The organism is Cytobacillus sp. Bac17 (assembly GCF_024519925.1).
GTDB classification, from domain to species: Bacteria; Bacillota; Bacilli; order Bacillales; family Cytobacillaceae; genus Cytobacillus; species Cytobacillus pseudoceanisediminis.
In genome coordinates this window covers 25,583-41,956 of the sequence record NZ_JALJRC010000036.1, presented here as the reverse complement: position 1 = coordinate 41,956, position 16,374 = coordinate 25,583, and the positions used below count along the sequence as shown (strand labels likewise).

17 protein-coding genes and 1 pseudogene are annotated in these 16,374 nt (G+C 36.6%); 4 read left to right on the top strand and 14 right to left on the bottom strand.

All coding sequences use genetic code 11. The features are described from left to right. Positions 1-273: 273 nt before the first annotated feature. Complete coding sequence (locus NR125_RS25420) at positions 274-1,635, bottom strand: sensor histidine kinase (RefSeq protein ID WP_071158642.1); 1,362 nt, start codon at positions 1,633-1,635, stop codon at positions 274-276. After that, positions 1,613-2,327: pseudogene (locus NR125_RS25415) on the bottom strand (response regulator). Before NR125_RS25415 ends, NR125_RS25420 begins: the two are co-directional and overlap by 23 nt. Positions 2,328-2,461: 134 nt before the next feature. Here NR125_RS25415 and NR125_RS25410 point away from each other — a divergent pair. Together NR125_RS25410 and NR125_RS25405 are read left to right on the top strand one after the other, a co-directional pair. Further along, the gene (locus tag NR125_RS25410; RefSeq protein WP_019380889.1) at positions 2,462-2,698 is read left to right on the top strand and encodes a hypothetical protein; all 237 of its coding nucleotides are present in this window, start codon (positions 2,462-2,464) and stop codon (positions 2,696-2,698) included. Positions 2,699-2,713: 15 nt separating this feature from the next. Next, positions 2,714-2,845: a hypothetical protein gene (locus NR125_RS25405; RefSeq protein ID WP_256816384.1), complete on the top strand. Its 132-nt coding sequence runs from the start codon at positions 2,714-2,716 to the stop codon at positions 2,843-2,845. Here the strand turns inward: NR125_RS25405 and NR125_RS25400 are convergent. Both NR125_RS25400 and NR125_RS25395 read right to left on the bottom strand, forming a co-directional pair. Continuing rightward, a complete protein-coding gene (locus NR125_RS25400; RefSeq protein ID WP_071158638.1) occupies positions 2,828-3,022 on the bottom strand; it encodes a hypothetical protein in 195 nt (64 codons plus the stop codon). The two genes, NR125_RS25405 and NR125_RS25400, sit on opposite strands and share 18 nt — an antisense overlap. Before the next feature lie 199 nt (positions 3,023-3,221). After that, positions 3,222-3,464 carry a hypothetical protein gene (locus NR125_RS25395; RefSeq protein WP_019380886.1) on the bottom strand — a complete coding sequence of 81 codons (243 nt, stop codon included), beginning with the start codon at positions 3,462-3,464 and terminating at the stop codon, positions 3,222-3,224. Between the two features lie 691 nt (positions 3,465-4,155). Here NR125_RS25395 and NR125_RS25390 point away from each other — a divergent pair. Further along, positions 4,156-4,542, top strand: coding sequence for a hypothetical protein (locus NR125_RS25390; protein WP_071158637.1), 387 nt, complete (start codon positions 4,156-4,158; stop codon positions 4,540-4,542). Positions 4,543-4,648: 106 nt separating this feature from the next. On the opposite strand, the gene NR125_RS25385 is transcribed toward NR125_RS25390, so the two are convergent. The 10 genes from NR125_RS25385 to NR125_RS25340 all read right to left on the bottom strand — a co-directional run bounded on the left by NR125_RS25385 (position 4,649) and on the right by NR125_RS25340 (position 15,017). Then, the gene (locus tag NR125_RS25385) at positions 4,649-7,078 is read right to left on the bottom strand and encodes a heavy metal translocating P-type ATPase (RefSeq protein WP_256816382.1); all 2,430 of its coding nucleotides are present in this window, start codon (positions 7,076-7,078) and stop codon (positions 4,649-4,651) included. A 134-nt stretch (positions 7,079-7,212) separates the two neighbouring features. After that, positions 7,213-7,419 (bottom strand): copper chaperone CopZ, encoded by a 207-nt coding sequence (gene copZ, locus NR125_RS25380; RefSeq protein WP_026041633.1) that lies wholly within the window; start codon positions 7,417-7,419, stop codon positions 7,213-7,215. A gap of 15 nt (positions 7,420-7,434) precedes the next feature. Then, the gene (locus NR125_RS25375; protein ID WP_372675482.1) at positions 7,435-7,779 is read right to left on the bottom strand and encodes a metal-sensitive transcriptional regulator; all 345 of its coding nucleotides are present in this window, start codon (positions 7,777-7,779) and stop codon (positions 7,435-7,437) included. Between the two features lie 130 nt (positions 7,780-7,909). Further along, positions 7,910-8,539: an NAD(P)/FAD-dependent oxidoreductase gene (locus tag NR125_RS25370; protein WP_256816381.1), complete on the bottom strand. Its 630-nt coding sequence runs from the start codon at positions 8,537-8,539 to the stop codon at positions 7,910-7,912. Between the two features lie 14 nt (positions 8,540-8,553). Then, positions 8,554-9,558 (bottom strand): ABC transporter ATP-binding protein, encoded by a 1,005-nt coding sequence (locus NR125_RS25365; protein ID WP_256816380.1) that lies wholly within the window; start codon positions 9,556-9,558, stop codon positions 8,554-8,556. Then, positions 9,551-10,522, bottom strand: coding sequence for an ABC transporter ATP-binding protein (locus NR125_RS25360; RefSeq protein WP_071158629.1), 972 nt, complete (start codon positions 10,520-10,522; stop codon positions 9,551-9,553). The genes NR125_RS25365 and NR125_RS25360 overlap by 8 nt, the downstream gene beginning before the upstream one ends. 3 nt (positions 10,523-10,525) lie before the next feature. After that, a complete protein-coding gene (locus tag NR125_RS25355; RefSeq protein WP_071158626.1) occupies positions 10,526-11,383 on the bottom strand; it encodes an ABC transporter permease in 858 nt (285 codons plus the stop codon). Continuing rightward, positions 11,376-12,356, bottom strand: a complete 981-nt coding sequence (locus NR125_RS25350) for an ABC transporter permease (RefSeq protein ID WP_254786604.1) — start codon at positions 12,354-12,356, stop codon at positions 11,376-11,378. The genes NR125_RS25355 and NR125_RS25350 overlap by 8 nt, the downstream gene beginning before the upstream one ends. 79 nt (positions 12,357-12,435) lie before the next feature. Then, positions 12,436-14,232, bottom strand: a complete 1,797-nt coding sequence (locus tag NR125_RS25345; protein ID WP_071158621.1) for an ABC transporter substrate-binding protein — start codon at positions 14,230-14,232, stop codon at positions 12,436-12,438. A gap of 35 nt (positions 14,233-14,267) precedes the next feature. Next, positions 14,268-15,017 (bottom strand): PIG-L deacetylase family protein, encoded by a 750-nt coding sequence (locus NR125_RS25340; RefSeq protein WP_035332169.1) that lies wholly within the window; start codon positions 15,015-15,017, stop codon positions 14,268-14,270. Positions 15,018-15,214: 197 nt separating this feature from the next. On the opposite strand from NR125_RS25340, the gene NR125_RS25335 reads away from it, so the two are divergent. Continuing rightward, positions 15,215-16,132 (top strand): plastocyanin/azurin family copper-binding protein, encoded by a 918-nt coding sequence (locus tag NR125_RS25335; protein ID WP_071158619.1) that lies wholly within the window; start codon positions 15,215-15,217, stop codon positions 16,130-16,132. Positions 16,133-16,374: the final 242 nt, after the last annotated feature.

Below are 16,374 nucleotides of genomic sequence, written 5' to 3'. Positions count from 1 at the left end.
CAAGAGGGCTCTTTTTTGTTCAAGTCCCGAAAATCCTTCTAACAGGAATGCTCCTTTAGCAATTTCCGATATTATAACTGTAAAATGTGCAGAAAATATGGTGTAAGCTTATGTAAGATAAAAACATTGGCTTTTAATCTTTTCCCCATTCGATAAATATTTATTCCTCTTGAGTTTTTTTGATCCGATTGAGGACTTACAAAAGTAAATAGCAGCTAGCGAAATCCCCGACCAAAAGTTGTGAATTCAAAATTGAAAAGGTTTTGGTGCCTATTAATTTCTGGGGAACAAAATCGTTATGATAGTGCCATTATTTAATTCACTTGTAACCTGTATGTCTCCACCATGTGCATTTACTAATGCTTTTACTATGGAGAGGCCAATACCAATCCCTCCGGTTTTTCGGGTTCTAGATTTATCTCCTCTGTAAAATCGTTCAAAAAGATGGGGAAGATCCTTTTCGTCTATCCCAACTCCTTCATCGGCTACAACGAAACCTATATTGTCATTCTTTTCAAGAACTGAGATAACCACCCTTTTATTTGGTGAAGTATATTGAAGAGCATTATTAAGAATGTTAGTTAATATTTGAATAACTCGGTCTTGATCAGCACGAAACCATAATTCTTTTCCAGAATTAAGGATTTGGAGTTTTACTCCTTTCTCATTAAATATTGAATCAAATTGATTTTTTAAGAAACATGCCATCTTATTTGCTTCTATATTACTCACATTTAACTTAATCTGTGGATTCTCAGCAGCAAGAAGTTTTTCTAGTTCATTTACAAGACGTACTAAGCGCATTAACTCATTATGGCTTTGTTGCAGCCTTTCCGGAGTAGGATCCCAAATTCCATCTTGAAAAGCCTCTATTTGACTTCTCAATGATGCAAGAGGTGTGCGAAGTTCATGTGCGAGGTCTGCGGTAAACTGCTTTCTAAGATTTTCTTCATTAGAAAGTGAACTTGCTAAATTATTAAAAGACCATCCAAGAGCTTTCATTTCCTCAGTCAATTCCTCAACGTTCAAGCGGGTATTCCATTTATGTTTTTGGAGCTCCTGTACAGCAACCGAAAGTTTATTGAATCCAGCAGAAAGCCATTTTGAAAATAAAATACTAAAGAAAACTGATAGTATAACTGTAAAAAAAGCTGCAGCATAAACATATCTTTTAATAGCTTGAAAAAATGAAAAATCCTCAGCGACTAGTTCCTCTTGATAATACACTTGTAGGCTGCCAATAATACTATTATCTACAGAAAGATTATAAGTATCTGAATTATAGTTCGCCTCTGAATCTTGTCTGTGACCCATATTCTCCATCATCTTTCTCATTGAGCTAGTCTCAATGAGGATTTTTCCATTTGAATTATATATTTCATAATATAGATTTTCCGTCATAGCTTGATCATGCAGAATACTTACAACTTGGTCACTCTGTAGTGAGCCAGTCTGTTTATACTCATTGAGTATTTCTTCTTTAATCAGATTTATATTTTTCTCTCTTCCTTCTAATAAATAATCATTAAAGCGACCTTCAAAACCCCATAATATCGAAAGGCTAGTTAATAAAATGCCTGATAAGGATACTATTAAGAAATAAAAAAATATTCTAGTGCGCATGGTTTTCCGCATGGGGCCTTCCTCCAAACTTATAACCCATTCCAAAGACGGTCAGTATATAATCAGGCTGCCGTGAATCTCTTTCAATCTTTTTTCGAAGGTTTTTAATATGAGTGTCTATGCTCCGTTCATATCCTTCATAATAAGTTCCGTCCTCCTGACACTTTTCAAGTAACTCCATCCGACTATAAACCCTGCCTGGGTAACTGGCCAGTGTAAATAGGAGTCTATATTCAATTGGTGTGAGGGTAATAATCTTGCCTTTCAATTTTACTTCTATTTTTTATTGAGTCAATAATCATTTCTTTTTCATTAAATATAAGCTTGTGAGCTGATATCCTTTTATTCACTCTCCTTAAAATTGCTTGAGCTCTCACTACTACTTCTCTTGGACTAAAGGGTTTTTTTACATAATCATCCGCTCCAAGATTAATTCCATTTAACAAATCCTCTTCGTCTGATTTTGCAGTCAGCATGATTATTGGTACATCACTTTCTTTCCTTATTAAACGACATATTTCTTCTCCAGAAATATCAGGAAGCATTAGGTCTAGAATAATAATATCAATGTCGTCGGCTTTTGCCTTTTTTAAGGCATCTATCCCATTAGAAGCAAACAGAATATCCCAGCCCTCTTTTTCAAAATAGGCTTTTAATACCTCAAGAATCATATCTTCATCATCTACAAGAAGAATTTTAGTCACCCGTAACCACTCCTTGTATACATTTTATCATCCTCGATTATTAGAATTGCAATCTTCATATGTTCCACATAAGTTCTCCATAAGATTTACATTTCCATAAGGTATTCTAAAAACAAGAAAGGAGATGAATATACATGAGAAAATTTGTGATTGGTATCTTAGGTGCAGGGTTTATTTTAGGAGCAGGAACATATGCATTTGCAGAGGAGAATGGAAACGGAGGTTTAAACTTCGGGCAAATGAAGCCCATGATTGAAGAAATGCATCCCGACCTCTCAACAAAGGAGCAAAAAGATATGTTTGAATCATGCCATGGTAAGGATGGTATGATGCAGCAAAGTGGTGCTGAAAGTATGATGAATAACTTTTAAGGGAGTTGATCCCGAATGATGGGCGGATATGGAATTGGCATGATGGCTTATGATATTATAGGTTGGCTGCTTAATCTTACCATGATTGCTATCGTAGTATTTTTCACTGTGAAAATGGCAATAAAAAAATCAAAAGTCAATCATTAAACATGGATAAACAACAGCTAATTTAACAACATTATTAGCACATAAAAACGCTTGGAAATAATAATCCCAAGCGTTTTTGATTTGCTCCCTTTTTTGAAAAAAGCTGTTGGTAATCTTGGTTTCATTTTCAAATTTTCTTCCTTTTAACTTTTGAAAGGTATTTCGAAATGGCTCCAATTCAACTAGTAAAATACCGCCTTTTTCTTTTACTAAGAAATCTTTGCACCAAAAGGATGTCTTTTTAGAATAAACTCAAATTAATATTTGTTAAAAATGTTACTTCGTTATAAGAGAATAACATAGAAGTTAAAAGACACAAGTGTAAGACTATTTCATTAAGCCAAGGAGTCACCTACTCCTTTGTAGATGGCATTTGTCAGCCGCCATCTATGCAAGTAGAAACAGAGCTTCCTACAGCTGCATTTAGTTCGTGGAGAAGCGGAATTAGTTGTTCTTCATCAATCAATGTTGCTAAGACCTGCTTTGTAAACGGAATTTTATGCCTTTTAAAAATTTCTGCTGTATTGGACCAAACTTCAACTATTGCTGCTGGTGACATATTTGATTGAATAACCACTTTGGCATCTTTCCTTTCTTTATATAAACGGATATTTTTCAATTAACTTCTTCTGTTTATCTAATAATCACTAAGTATGATTTGTGTAAGATTTGTTCTAAAATACATATATATAAAATACTAACTTGATTATTGAGATTTCACTATGACTAATTCCCAGATTAAGAATTGAGACATTAATAACTTCCCATGAAATATAGATCACTTATGGGATATAATGTGTTTTAACTTGGTTTCTTTGAAACTTATCCTTACTTTATCATGACCAACAAAATCACTGCAGCAAACACTATCGCAATTAAAGGTAAAACTTTCTTTAGCTGTACTTTTTCAATATGTTCTATAATAATTATGACGAAAATGATCAAAATTTGAAAAATCCAAGATAAAAAAACCATTTAGTTATCTCCAATCTTATGAGTTATGAAGGTTTATTAAAGATAATGGCACGAGGGTTTTCAGGATATCTAACTCTGAAGCAAGAGTTGATTTCATTTTCTTGGATTGTTGACCATTTATAATAAAAGAGTTTAAAATTATAAAAAGTGTTTTAGATACATCTCACTTTTACCATATAAGTATGCATAATTTATGCATACACAGTAGAAATTGACCATGCATATAAATGTTAAAAAAAAGAAAAATGTGGAGGTCAATACTGATATACAACACAAACCGAAAAATTAAGAAAAACTCTCCTCTCACAGTCTTTAATAAAATGAGGTGAAAGAAATTGTGCTTTACTCATGATGTCATTGAACGACAAGCCCTTAAAATATGTGAAGAGATGAAGATGTATTCCATTTACAGCCTTGTGGGTGTTGCTACCACTGGTGATCAAGTGAAGATTCAAGAAAATACATCCATTGAAAGTAACTTTAAATTACTACCTGGTGAAGCTTTACCTTTGATCACAAATGTCATGCTACAAGATGCTTATGGAAGAGTTTATTCGGTTTCACCAGATGAAGCAGGGCTTCAATTTGCTAAAGGTGAAGTTACATATAAAGAATATAAACGTCTTCAAGCTAAAGAAAAAATACAGTTAACTACTATATTAATAGCCTCTGGTGGCACATTATTTTTATTGAGTTGGTCATTTCTTCGGTTTTTTATTTAAATGAATTACAGTGCCCTCAATATAAAAAAGAATAGGATGACTCTAATGTGAGTCATCCTATTCTTTAATTCCAATTTTATTTTGTTAGGTGTTAGTGCAGACAATATCAACGTACAGGTTTCCATTTTCGTAAAAATAATGTGTTACCAACTACTGAGACAGAGCTGAAAGCCATTGCTCCACCAGCAAGAATCGGATTTAAAAGGCCGATTGCTGCAACTGGAATCAATACAACGTTGTATGCAAATGCCCAGAAAAGATTTTGTTTGATTTTTCTCATTGTTGTTTTGGAAAGACTGATTGTATCAACAATTCCCATCAGGTCACCGCGCATTAATGTTATATCCGCTGCCTCCATTGCAACGTCTGTACCTGTTCCAATGGCAATTCCAACATGGGCAGCAGCTAGTGCTGGGGCATCATTAATCCCATCCCCAACCATTGCAACTATTTTTCCTTCCTGCTTCAATTTTTCAACTTCTGCAGATTTGTCTTCAGGAAGTACCTCAGCGAGGACCCTATCGACACCAACCTGCTTGGCAATGGCTTCGGCCGTTAATTTATTATCACCAGTGATCATAATGACTTCAATTCCCATATTTTTAAGATGTTTAATCGCTTTGGCAGATGTTTCTTTAACTGTATCCGCGACAGCGATTATGCCTGCTAGGCTGTCATCAACTGCTATTAGCATAGCGGTTTTTCCTTCCCCTTCAAGCTGTTCCATGCGGCTTAAAGCAGTGCCTATCTCTATATTATTTTTGATCATTAACTTCTTATTTCCAATCAGCACCTTCTGATCTTTGAAGCTTACTTGAATTCCGTGACCAGGGATGGCAGTAAAGTTTTGTGTTTCCTGAAGCTGAATGCCACTTTCTTTAGCACCATTTACAATTGCTTCCCCAAGAGGATGCTCCGATCCTTTTTCAGCTGATGCAGCTATCTGCAGTAATTCATCTTCTTTATATTTTCCAAAAGCTATAATATCGGTGACATCTGGTTCACCTTTTGTAATCGTGCCTGTTTTATCCAAAACAACCGTAGTTACACTCTGAGATGTTTGGAGGTGTTCGGCACCTTTAATAAGAAGTCCATTTTCAGCGCCTTTTCCTGTCCCAACCATTACAGCTGTCGGAGTTGCCAATCCTAACGCACAAGGGCATGCAATAACCAGGACAGCGATCGTACTAACAAGTGCAGGTGTAAATCCTGCGATGAAATAAGTGATGGCAAAGGTTGCTAAAGCAATTAAGATTACAATTGGTACAAAAATTCCAGAAATTTTATCTGCGAGTTTTTGAATAGGGGCTTTTGAGCCCTGAGCTTCTTCGACAAGTTTAATAATTTGTGCCAGTGCCGTGTCCTTGCCAACTTTGGTAGCTTTAAATGTAAATGAACCATGTTTGTTTACCGTTGCTCCAATGACTGTGTCACTAATCCCTTTTGTAACAGGCATGCTTTCCCCAGTCAGCATGGATTCATCAACGGTAGTGTTTCCTTCAATTATTTCCCCATCAACAGGAACCTTTTCTCCAGCACGAACAAAAATCAGGTCACCTGTTTGAACCTCTTCCAGGGGTATATCAAGTTCTTCTCCATCCCTAATGACTCTTGCGGTTTTCGCTTGAAGTCCCATCAGCGTTTTAATAGCTTCCGATGTTTGTCCTTTAGCTCTTGTTTCAAGCAATTTCCCTAAAACAATCAAAGTCATGACGATAGCAGCAGCTTCGTAATATAAAAATTGACCAGTTCCCAAAATTGTAACAATCAGACTGTAAAAGTAGGCTGCTGAAGTTCCCAGTACAACCAAAACAGCCATGTTGGCACTTCCGCCTCGAACTGCATTGTATGCATCACGGTAATAATGGCCGCCTACATAGAATTGCACTGGTGTAGCAAGTAGGAATTGTACCCAAGGACTCATATGAAAGAACATTCCATTGCCATACTCCATAGCAAAATCCGATATCATTTGAACTAAAAAGAATACGGATAAAATTGCCCCTACAGTAAACTTCCTTATTTGCTTTTTATATTCTTTTTCCCTGGCATTGCGCTCATAATCTTCATCTCTCTCGCCAACTACCTTTGCATCATAGCCGACCTTTTTTACAGCGGCGATGATTTGCTCAATATTCGTGTTTCCAGGAATGAACTCGATAATTGCTTTTTCAGTAGCTAAGTTGACAGTAGCACTTGTTATTCCTTCTACTTTTTTTAATCCTTTTTCTACACGGGTTGCACATGCTGCGCATGTCATTCCTATGATGTCAAGCTGGACTTTCTCCTCTTGAACACCGTAACCAGTCTTTTTTATTTTTTCAATGACATCGTTAACATTAGCTGTTTTTGAATCATACGTAACAGAAGCTTTTTCTGTAGCGAGGTTAACACTAGCTTTTTGCACACCTGGAACCTTAGCAATGTTTTTTTCAATACGGGTAGCACATGCTGCACATGTCATGCCGGTTATGCTCAATGTAACATTTTCCCCGGCAGCATCATTTTGTGTTTTGGCAATTGATTGCTCAGCCATATTTATGTTCCTCCTTTTAAAATTGTTTGAGGATAAATAATTCATTATTGAAGGTCAGTGCTTAATATACCTGTCATGGGTATATTAAACTTAAAAAGAGAGGGTGCTGCGTTTAGCACACCCCATCATTTTATTTAAACTACATCATATCCTTGATCATCAATAGTTTCCTTGATTTTGTCTAAAGAAACTTGCGTGGAATTATATTCGACATCAACTTTTCCACTTTCTAGGTGAACTTTAACATTGGAAACGCCCGCCAACTCGCCGACGCTACCTTCGATCGCTTTAATACAATGACCACAGGACATACCTTCTACATTCAATGTAACTTTTTCCATCATTCATTCTCTCCTTTATTTTTTCATTAATTTCTGAACAGTAATGAGTACTTCATCTAAAACTTCTAAATCTCCTTCTTGAAGGCGGTCCACTACGCATCCTTTTAAATGCCCTTCCAAAAGAATCTTTGCAACGCTGTTTAACGCAGATTGTGTAGCTGAAATTTGTGTAATGACATCGTCACAATAAGTGTCCCTTTCAATTAAACCTTTTATACCGCGGATTTGACCTTCAATTCGGTTTAATCGAACGACAAGATTATTCTTAACTTTATCAGAATGGTGACTTTTTCTCGTACTCTCGCTTGCGCAACAACTTACTTCTTCGGTTGGCAATTCATTTTTTTCTAATTTGGAAATCACTTAGCTTCCCCCCTTGCAAATTTAATATATCATACCCCCGTACCCTATGTAAAGAGAAAGGTATGAAATATTTTGTTATAATTGGTAATTTTTTTATAAAGAAAAATTTAAAGGGTAGATTATTTTTTCATTTATTCATTTCCTCTAATATTGCCTCATGCCCGAGCCTGTTTACAAATTTATGGAACGTCTCTCTTTTCTTGGCCTGTTGCTGGTAAAATTCAATGATCTTTTCTACAGCTGAATATAAATCTTCAGGTTCAAGATTAGTCATTAATAGGGACCCGGTTTCTGCATCTTTCCCTTTCGATTTTCCTCCAATATATAAATCATAATGATTTTTCACCTTCATTATACCTATGTCATTGATTAGTGGTTCACCGCAGCCGACAGGACAGCCAGTATAAGCTGGCTTTAATGTGAAAGGGACAGGAATTCCTGCTATACGCTCATTCAATTCTTTTGCTACAGGCATTCCTTCTTCTTCTTCCCCTTTACAAAAATTGCATGTCCGTAAGCTTTTAACAAATTTCCCCACTGGATAACATCGAAGCCCTACCTGTTCAAACTCTGATATAATTTCATCTTTCTTGTCATCAAATATATCGATGTAGAGCTGCTGAAATGTAGTCAGTTCAAGCTCATCCTGATCATCCATATATTTTGCAATTACAAGTAGTTGCTTGGCAGTTAGTTTTGCCCCAAAATGTATACCTCCGTTTACAGCTATCTTTATTTTCTTTCTTTGCGTATCCATATGCTTCCCCTTTTTTATGAAGTCTTTTCTAATAATTCAATATGACAATGGCAAGAAACTGAATGTCCTCTGTCTACATCCTCTAACTCTGGCACTTGCGTATGACAAACTGCTTCTTTATGAGGACATCTTGCAACAAAAGGGCAGCCTTTTTCTTCTTTTGTTGCATCCACTTCCCCATCCAGAATCAGTTTTTCTCTATTTTTAATAAAATGGTTTAAATCTTTTACTACAGCCACAAGTGCTTTTGTGTACGGATGGGAAGGATGCTGAATAATTTTTTTCGTAGGTCCTATTTCTACGATTTTTCCTTGGTACATGACAGCAATTCGGTCACACATATAACTCGCAGTAGATAAATCATGGGTAATAAACATCATCGTAAGACCCATTTTCTTTCTTAAATCCAGCAGCAAGTTCAGTATTCCGGCTCTAACAGATACATCAAGCATGGATGTAGGTTCATCTGCAGCAATAAAAGATGGATTTAAAATAATTGCTCTGGCAATGGCAATTCTCTGTCTTTGCCCGCCGCTTAATTGATGTGGGAATCGATGGATAAAGTCTTGGGCTGGTCGTAGCTCAATAGCTTCTATGGCCTCAATCACCTTTTGATACTTTTCTTCGTAAGTCAAACCCTTTTCATGAGCATTAATCGGTTCCATTAATATGTCAAGAATTTTCATACCGGGATTTAACGTATCGTAGGGGTCTTGAAAAATCATCTGCATTTTTTTTCTGATTTTATTTGTCTCTGATTCTTTTAGATTACAAAGATTAACTCCTTCAAAAGTAATTTCTCCTTTGGTTTCTTTCATAAGGCGCATAACCATTCTGGCAGTTGACGTTTTGCCGCAGCCGCTTTCACCAATGATTCCCAAGATCTCACCTTTGTTTACTTCAAAATTGATATTGTTAACTGCATATACCTCGGTTTTTCTTCTTTTTAAAAAAGTGCCCGACTTTTTTATGAAGGTTTTTTTCAAATTGCTCACTTTTAAAAGGGTGCTTTTATCCATGGTTTCCTTCCTCCTCTAAAAAGCAGGCTGTGTAATGTCCGTTCTTGATTTCTTTAAATTCTGGAATTTCCTGGCGGCATTTGTCAAAGGCATAAGGGCACCTGGTATGAAAACGGCAGGAATTAGGGAAATTCACCAAATTTGGTACACTCCCTGGTATAGATACCACTTCCTTTTCCGGATTGCCTAAATCAGGCGAAGCGTTTAAAAGTGCTTGCGAGTATGGATGTCTGGCGTTTTTCAATAGATCTCCCGTGGATGCCCATTCTACGATGTTACCTGCATACATAATGGCTATTTTATCGCATATAGCAGTAACCATCGGCAAATCATGAGAGATCAGGATGACAGATAAGTCCATTTTCTTTTGAAGGCTTTTGATTAAGGCAATTACCTGCGCTTGAGTTAAAACATCCAATCCTGTTGTGGATTCATCAGATATAACCAATTTTGGATTACAGGCCAGTGCCATAGCAATGGCGACTCTCTGTTTCATTCCTCCGCTGAATTCATGCGGATAGCTCCTCCACCTCTCCCCATCAATACCTACCAACTCGAGAAGGGTCTTAGTGCGTTGAAGTGCTTCCCGTTTGCTTACATTCTCGTGCAATAAAATGGATTCCATTATTTGATCTCCTATAGTAAATATAGGGTTCAACGCGTTCATTGCACTTTGGGGAATAACAGAAATCTCTTTCCATCTCAAGGATGAAAGTTCTTTTTCAGAAGCCTTTATGAGATCTCTTCCATTTAATAGGACACGACCCGAAACCACTTTTCCTGGATATTCTATTAACCTTAAAATGGACTGAGCAACAGTTGTTTTTCCACATCCGGACTCACCTATTAAACCGAGCATTTCTCCTTTATTGAGTGAAAAAGAAACATTCTCTACTGCTTTTGCTATCCCTTTATCCGTTTTAAAGTAGGTAGAAAGGTTTTCAACTGATAACACGGTGTTCATAAACTAACGCTCCTTTCTTAATCGGGGATTCAGGATCTCTTCAAGTGAGTAGCCTGTAAAGGCGAACCCAATAACCAGTGTTGTGATTAATAATCCTGGAGGCAGAACCCACCAAATCCAAGCATCAGTTAAAAAAGCTCCTCTGGCCTGAGCATAATATAAAATGGTCCCCCAACTCTTTGTAAATGGATCTCCTAGCCCTAAGAAGCTTAAGGATGCTTCGATTAATATTGAATGGCTTGCGGCTAAAACAAATTGGGAGAGTGCTATTGGAATAACCCCTGGCAGAATATGACGGGCTAAGATGACTTTAATATTTGTGCCGATTGACTTTGCAGCCTCTACATACCCTTTAGTTTTTAAAGTTAGAACCTGAGATCTTATTACCCTTGCTGGACTCGCCCATGAAATTAGGCTAATAACCAGTACAATGTTCCAAAAACTAGGGCCAATAAAAGCGGCCAGTAATATCATTAAAGGAAGAAAAGGAATAACAAGTACTAAGTCTACCAATCTCATTAAAAATGCATCTACTTTGCCGCCGTAGTAACCTGAAACGATTCCTACAAGGCAGCCAAGAAGAATGGAAATAAAAGCTGCAATGACACCAATTAATAATGAAATCCTCGTGCCATATAAAAGTTCGCTTAAGATATCTTGTCCGACATCATTCGTTCCCAGCAAAAATTGGCTATTAGGCTTCGTAAATGGAGCTCCAACTCGATCTGTTGGGTCAAATGGAGCAAGGATTGGCGCTAAAATCGCAATTAGCAAAAAAATCACTAAAAGGATTAAGCCAAACAAGCCAATATTATTAGATGTGAGCACTTGCCAATATTTCTTCCATCTTGAATTAACCATTGCGGCTTCCCACCTTTGGATCAAGTAAAGGATAAATTAAATCTGCTAGAAAGTTAGCAATGACTACACTGAAAGTAATAATCAGGAATGTAGCTTGGATAAGCGGGTAATCTCTGCTTAATACCGATTCAAACATAAGACGGCCTACACCCGGATATGCAAAGACGGTTTCGATAACAGTCGCACCGCCCAGGGTAAAGCCTAAGCTAAGCATAAATACAGTAGCAACAGGAAGTAATGCATTTCTCATGGCATGTTTATACTTGATTACATTTTCTTTTACTCCTTTTGCTTTGGCCATCATAATATAGTCTTCTCCGAGGACGTTCAGCATTGAATACCGCATGATCATAAAAGTGCTTGTAACAGAAATTAGGATAAGGGTGGCTAATGGGAGAATCAGATGCTTACCGATATCAATAAACCGGTCCATTCCCGTATAATTTGACCAAGCGCTTTCTGCTCCAAAAACGGGCAACCATCCTAATTGAGCGGAAAAAATAGATACAAGTATCATGCCAACCCAAAAAGATGGCATGGCACTTAAAAACATAAAGACTGTTAGAAGGTTAGCATCTGTGTTGGTGCCCCTGCGCCATGCGGAAATTGCTCCAAACATGACTCCGATAACGGTTGAGAGTACCAATCCTAGACCTGTAAGTAGCATTGTCCATGGGAGCCTCTCCATCAAAAGTTCTGAGATAGGCCGTTTTTGCTGATAGGAATATCCAAAGTCACCAGTGAAAATATTCTTTATATAAGTTCCATATTGTTCGAGGATTGAATCATTAAGGCCATACTTGTCTAAAATAGCGTCTTTTTCAGCACTGGACATAAAGCCTACATCTTCGCCTGCTAAAAAAACCAATGGATTTCCAGGCATAAGACGGGGTAATAGAAAATTTAGCGTCAACATTAGGAAAATGACAATGAAATATTGTAAAAGTTTTCCTGTAATAAATTTACCCAACACTTTCACCTCCAAATATGTAAATAATATTTTTAAAAAGAGTTCCCGTAAAAGAAATTGCTTTTACGGGAAGTTATTTCAATTAAAAATCAAAATCATCATTGCCTTTATTTTTTTTCTTTCTTCTTAATAGAATAAATCCAATGACAGCCACAAGAAGTATTAATCCAAATACGATTAATGAAGTGTTATTCCCATCATTATCTGTACTCATATTTGCTGTTTTGCTATCTGTTGAAACAGGTGTGTCGCTACTAGCTTTCTCATTATCAGGCAAATCTGATTTTTCAGTCGAAACAAAGGATAGTTTGTTGATAATGCCCTTGCCCACCTGGAAGACATACTGATCATATTTTTCAGGATTAAACGCTCCAACAATCTCTTGGTAATAAAGAGGTATAATAGGAGCATCCTCCGCTACAAAAGCTTGTATTTCCTTAATTAAACTTAGACGTTCATTTTCATCGTATGTCTGTTTAAGTTTTTCCCCCAATTGGTCAAACTCAGGGTTCTTGTACCCCCCAATATTGACAGACCCAATAGCTGGATCGGAATGAAATAGATCATTCATTCGATCTGGAAATAGCTGCATGGTGTTGGACCAGCTCCAGACACCGAGGTCGTAATCTCTGCCTTTGCTGACATCAAAATCAGGCCACATTAATGAGTCTACTGTAGTTGAATCCATTGCTTTTACAGCATTTTTGATTCCTACTTCATTTAATGCTTCAGATATTAATTCAGCAGTTCTGATTCTAATTGGGTTGCCTGAATAAACCAAAGTCGTTAAGTCAATTTTTTTCCCTTCTTGGTCTTCTCTAAATCCATCACCGTCTTTATCAATAAATCCAGCTTCCTCTAGAATTTGTTTGGCTTTTTCCTTATCAAAAACTGGCTTTAAGTCAGAATTAAAATAGGAAGAGGACGGATGAATAAATCCAGGGCTCCCTACTTCTGCGTAGCCAAGTAGCACTGTTTTTACCAAATTTTCTTTATCAATGGCAAAATCAATAGCTTGACGAAATGCGGTTTCCGTCATAGGGTATTTCTCTGCATTAATTTGAAACAGGCTTGTACTGTATCCTGGCCCCCTTACAACTTTCAAAGCAGGGTTGGAACTAAATTGTTCTACAAGTTCAGGAGATATACTTGACGAAATTACATCCAGCTCGCCTGCCTGAAGGGCATTATACATTGCAGTTGTATCTTCAATGATCGGGAATATTAATTCATTTATTGGCGGAGCACCTTTGAAATAATCTTCGTTTGATTTCATTTTGTAGTACTGGCCAGATTTGTGTTCTTCCAGTATATAAGGCCCACTTCCAAGTGCATTAGTTTCATCATCAGGAGTACTTACTTCAGACCAGATATGTTGTGGTAGAATTGGCAAATCTGCAAGAGGCTGAATCATGAAGTTGGGGTCAGCCTGCGATAAATTTAATGTTATACCAGTTTCACCGCTTACCTCTATGGACTTTATTGTTTTTAATGGATTCGTAAATCTGGATTTCGGATATTTGATGAAATATTCCATTGTGAATTTAACATCATCTGCAGTAAGAGGTTTACCATCGTGCCACTTTACGTTATCATGCAGAGTCAGCTCATAGGTTAGACCATCTTTGCTAACTTTAAAATCCTTTACCAACCAAGGTTCCGGCTTATTATTTTCATCTAAATTAAACAGTGTATCGTACAATAAATTGACCAAATCTAACCCTGGATACCCTGTAACATACGTATAAGGGTTTAATCCATTCTCATCTTTTGAAATGCCGACTTTTAACGATTGCACTTTCTCTTCGGCTAGAACAAGGTTGAAACTTGATAGAAGTAACAATATTATTATTCCAACACTAAAAAATGATCTTTTCATTTTCACTCCCCCTATTTAGTACTGATCTAGATTATCTATTTGATTAGTTCTTGTAAGTGGAAGTTTCCTTCTCTTCTGTATGCTTCAGCAAGGGCAAAATGCCCATGAGTTGCCAGACCATGATAAACATGAACAGCTTTGTCTAACACTCTATGCATTGCTCTTCCTTTTTCTTGATGGTTTTTTAATTGGGAATAACCAGGTGATAAAATTTCTACTGTTTTGGAATCAAGAATTTCATCAAAATGCATACCGCTAAATTCCATTTGACTTTCAAGCATGTCCATTGCCTTTTCTTTTTTCTCCCAAACTTGAGAAATATCAACGACAGTATTTGGGTGATGAGGTGTCATGTAGTAGATGGTCGGAATGGGGTGTGGGGATAAACCGGGAGTTTCTTCTAATGCGAAATCTCTGCTTGCAAGTGCAATAGATTCAAGCAAAAGGGTCATAGCTGGTCTACGGTCAGGATCTAAATCATGGAAGGAATGCTCTGGATCTTGGGTGATAATAATATCTGGCTTAACTTCACGTATCAACTTAATCAACTTAATTTTGGACTCCTTACTTAAATCCACAGTCCCATATTCAAAATTCAAGAAAGAAATCTTGACCCCCAATATCTCTGCAGCATTTCTAACTTGGGGCTGGCTTGTTTCCCTGCAAAGCATAATGCTAGCATATGACTCTCCCCCATTTAAAACATTTTTAGCTAATGCTCCACCGCATTCAACTACTTCCATACCATAAACACCAAGAAATAAAATTTTTTTACCTTTTGACATTACCCTACCTCCTTTTAATGTTCAGTACAGTACCCCGCTATCGTATATTGGGTATTAAAAACTATAATAATACTGAATTATCATTTTGTAAATAGAGAATTTTTAGAAAATTATTTATTTTTAGTATTCGGATATTTTTTGGCATGGCTTGTTTACTGTTTACATATCATGTAGCAAATAAAGAGGAGTTGATAATTTTGGGAATATACCAGTTATTTGTTCTAACAACAATAGCTTCTTCGGCTATCGCAGCCATTATTCTATCCATAAAATTCAGACACAAATTATCAAAAATGCAAGCAATGGTTATCACAATGGCAATGGGAATGAATATAGGTTTAACAGCCGGAGTCTTGTTTGGAACATATTATCAAGGAGATTTGTATACTTCTACATTGGTTTCTGCTGGAATTGGGGTTATTGCAGGATTAGCTAGCGGAATAGCATTTGGTATCCTTCCTTCATTAGAAGGGTTTATGTCAGGTTTAATGGGGGGAATGATGGGAGCCATGCTTGGTGAAATGGTTTCCCAGAATCAAGCTTTCACCATGTTAAATATTTTACTCACTCTGACAACAAGTTCACTATTACTATATAATATCCTATCAGCAAAGAGCTCTATTGATGAAAAAAGATGGTTTTTAAAGCCTGTTTTAACTTTTGTCCTTCTTTTTTCCTTTCTTTACTTTGGAAATCAGCTAGATAAAAGCAAAGCCTTCTCCAACTTTAGCTCTTCACAGGCTGGGCAGGATCATAGTGAGCATGGAAATACTAAAAACTTGAATGCTAATGAAATCGTTTTAACTGTTCATCCTTCAAAGTTTTCCTATGACCCTTCAGAAATAACGCTTAAAAAAGATAAGGAAGCTTCTCTTATATTAAAAAATCTTGATAATACGGATCATGACATTGAAATAAAGGAAATAGCTATTAAGACTGAAAACAATCAACATGGTAACCATGGCACTGCGCAGGCTGATTTTCATCTCCATGCATCTGGAAAAAGTGAAGCCACTCTGACATTTACACCTCTTAAGTCTGGGGTATTTGAATTCTATTGTTCTATTCCTGGTCATAAAGAAAATGGTATGATAGGTACAATTACAGTAAATTGAGAAAGGCCATCCCTTCTGTATTGCAAGAGGGATGGCTTTTCTTTTACCATTTTCAAATTAGAATGTTCAATTTACTTTTACATTATGATATCATTCATATTTTGGAATTGCTCTTTATCTGCATCTCGATAATTTTTGTGCTTTTTTATGTACACAACCAATAAAACCACACATGTATATTCATCTGCAACATTCTCAAAATGCACAAAAATTTACTATTAAAGCATTAAATTTCCTCGACA

Excerpts from the sequence above, each read along its gene's own strand:
- NR125_RS25420 (WP_071158642.1), bottom strand. The coding sequence starts at position 1,635 with ATGCGGAAAACCATGCGCACTAGAATATTTTTTTATTTCTTAATAGTA.
- NR125_RS25410 (WP_019380889.1), top strand. The coding sequence starts at position 2,462 with ATGAGAAAATTTGTGATTGGTATCTTAGGTGCAGGGTTTATTTTAGGA.
- NR125_RS25405 (WP_256816384.1), top strand. The coding sequence starts at position 2,714 with ATGATGGGCGGATATGGAATTGGCATGATGGCTTATGATATTATAGGT.
- NR125_RS25385 (WP_256816382.1), bottom strand. The coding sequence starts at position 7,078 with ATGGCTGAGCAATCAATTGCCAAAACACAAAATGATGCTGCCGGGGAA.
- copZ (WP_026041633.1), bottom strand. The coding sequence starts at position 7,419 with ATGGAAAAAGTTACATTGAATGTAGAAGGTATGTCCTGTGGTCATTGT.
- NR125_RS25370 (WP_256816381.1), bottom strand. The coding sequence starts at position 8,539 with ATGGATACGCAAAGAAAGAAAATAAAGATAGCTGTAAACGGAGGTATA.
- NR125_RS25365 (WP_256816380.1), bottom strand. The coding sequence starts at position 9,558 with ATGGATAAAAGCACCCTTTTAAAAGTGAGCAATTTGAAAAAAACCTTC.
- NR125_RS25360 (WP_071158629.1), bottom strand. The coding sequence starts at position 10,522 with ATGAACACCGTGTTATCAGTTGAAAACCTTTCTACCTACTTTAAAACG.
- NR125_RS25355 (WP_071158626.1), bottom strand. The coding sequence starts at position 11,383 with ATGGTTAATTCAAGATGGAAGAAATATTGGCAAGTGCTCACATCTAAT.
- NR125_RS25345 (WP_071158621.1), bottom strand. The coding sequence starts at position 14,232 with ATGAAAAGATCATTTTTTAGTGTTGGAATAATAATATTGTTACTTCTA.
- NR125_RS25340 (WP_035332169.1), bottom strand. The coding sequence starts at position 15,017 with ATGTCAAAAGGTAAAAAAATTTTATTTCTTGGTGTTTATGGTATGGAA.